Genomic DNA, 1,949 nt, shown 5'->3' on the forward strand with positions numbered 1-1,949 from the left:
GGTACCGCCCTGGACGTACGCGATCCGCTGGACACGATTACCACCCGCGATCGCATGGCACTGGTCACCGTGATGATCGGCACCACGCCCTACGTGATCACCGACATCCGGCTGCGCATGCTCAAGCCCCGCGAGCTGTTCACAGCCCAAGGCTTCCCGCCGGACTACATCATCGACCGCACCGCCAACGGTGCCCCGCTGACCACGAGTGCCGCCGTGCGCATGGTCGGCAACAGCGTGAGCCCTGCACCGATAGCGGCGCTGGCCCGCGCGAACTTGGACGCCGTGCAGCAACACGAAAGGATGGCGGCATGAGAAGCGACCGCGGCCAGCTCGATATCTTCGACCACAGCGCACACCGCATGGCTGCCGCCAACCGGCTTGCAGCGGAGTACGCGCAGCTTGCCTACAACTTCCCACCCACCGTCCGCGACGAACGGGTCAAGCACTACATCTCAGAGGCAGAGCGCTACGAAGCGATCGCCGCACAGGTCGAAAGGAAAGCACCATGACCACAACCACCGTCTTCCTGCTGCTGGCCGAGTTCGGAACCGGGCACATCCCTCTGGAGAAGTGCTGCCAGCACTTCGGCATGAAGCCTGAGGAAGCGAACAAGCGCGCTGCGCGTCAGTCACTTCCAGTTCCGGTGTTTCGCTTGGGCAGCCAGAAGTCACCGTGGCTGGTCGCAGCCGACGTGCTTGCCGCTTACATCGACGGTCAGCGCGACGAGGCTACGAAGCAGTGGCGGAAGTTGCAGCGAGCATCATGAAAAAGCCCCGCTAAAGCGGGGCTTTTTCTGAATCAGCATTACTTAGGCAGCGAGAACCATTTCAAGATTTCGCTTGTACCTAACATCAAAGAGATGTGATACGTAGCGCTTGGGGATCTTCAGACGCTCAGCAATCTCGTCATCAGAGATCTTCCCTTGTGCGCGGACACGTTCAAATTCTTGGCGCTTAACTTCAGGGCACAGAACACCAAGTGCCATCCAAAGAGCGGACGTTTCAGATTGCAGCGCACTCGACCGCACAGGCTGAGGAGCCGTGAACTCGTTGATCAGAGACTCGAGCTCGGCTGCAGTGCCAACAAGCTGACTATTCTCGTCAAAGAGATGCATCATCTCTTTGACTTCAACAAACCGCTTCCAGCAATAGTTCATCTCGCGAGCAACAACAATCACAGACCCACCAGGAGCCCGTGCGAACTTAGCAAAGGGATGCTCAGAGTGAGCAGTAACGAAATAGCCCCGAATAATCTCCGGGTTCAAGCTGCTAAGCATTACCTTCGGTCGAGGCTTTGATGCTGCTTCGCAAATGAGCGGCACCAGAACCGTTCGGCTAATTTTCTCGCCGCCAAGGCCCTGACACCGCTCATACAAATTGCTGTAGCTCATCCGTGAACAACTCCCCTGTTTCCGTTCCGATTCCTCAGTTACCGACAGTCTCCAAACCGCCCTCAGCTCCACTCGCAACCAACTCATTGATGGAGCGATAGATCTCTGCGGCAATTTGTTCAGCCGTAACTTCGCGGTTGCTACCCGGGAACAGCTTGAAGTTGGACACGTTCACGCCATCAGCACCGAACAACAGGTTCTGTAGGTTGCTCATTTCATAAGCCATGACACGTCTCCATTGATGTCCCGCTTTGCGGGAAAGTGCTAGGCGCTTCGACCTCAGCAAGCCGCCCATTATAGCTGAGCCTTTTGCTCCATGTCTATGCCTTTGCGGAACTCCTTTCCGCTTGACACCAACACTCGCATCTCCGCTGCGGCATTTCAAGTCCGCAATTAACCCTTGGATTAATAGGCCACGGAAGTGCTATGCAAATCACACACGCAAGTTTGATAGCAGAAGTACAAGCACCCCGCCTTTCGGAGCTACAAAGGCACCACAAGCCCTCATAAGATGAAGTTATATTATTGATTTATATTGATATTTTTATACTGTATA

5 protein-coding genes are annotated in these 1,949 nt (G+C 55.5%); 3 read left to right on the forward strand and 2 right to left on the reverse strand.

Translation table 11 applies throughout. The annotated features are described in order from the left end of the window. From JCM9942_RS14770 to JCM9942_RS14780, 3 genes are all read left to right on the forward strand, one after another. A partial coding sequence (locus JCM9942_RS14770; protein WP_172675144.1) for a DNA cytosine methyltransferase occupies positions 1-315 on the forward strand: 315 nt, incomplete at its 5' end. Then, positions 312-512 (forward strand): hypothetical protein, encoded by a 201-nt coding sequence (locus JCM9942_RS14775; protein ID WP_054660590.1) that lies wholly within the window; start codon positions 312-314, stop codon positions 510-512. The genes JCM9942_RS14770 and JCM9942_RS14775, both read left to right, overlap by 4 nt. Beyond that, the gene (locus tag JCM9942_RS14780; protein ID WP_054660592.1) at positions 509-769 is read left to right on the forward strand and encodes a pyocin activator PrtN family protein; all 261 of its coding nucleotides are present in this window, start codon (positions 509-511) and stop codon (positions 767-769) included. The genes JCM9942_RS14775 and JCM9942_RS14780 overlap by 4 nt, the downstream gene beginning before the upstream one ends. 42 nt (positions 770-811) lie before the next feature. Here the strand turns inward: JCM9942_RS14780 and JCM9942_RS14785 are convergent, their stop codons facing one another. Then, positions 812-1,393, reverse strand: coding sequence for a hypothetical protein (locus JCM9942_RS14785; RefSeq protein WP_145974282.1), 582 nt, complete (start codon positions 1,391-1,393; stop codon positions 812-814). Between the two features lie 34 nt (positions 1,394-1,427). After that, entirely contained in the window at positions 1,428-1,619 is a 192-nt protein-coding gene (locus JCM9942_RS14790; RefSeq protein ID WP_054660596.1) for a hypothetical protein, read from the reverse strand. Between the last annotated feature and the right edge of the window lie 330 nt (positions 1,620-1,949).

Source organism: Stenotrophomonas pictorum JCM 9942 (genome assembly GCF_001310775.1).
Taxonomy (GTDB): Bacteria; Pseudomonadota; Gammaproteobacteria; order Xanthomonadales; family Xanthomonadaceae; genus Stenotrophomonas; species Stenotrophomonas pictorum.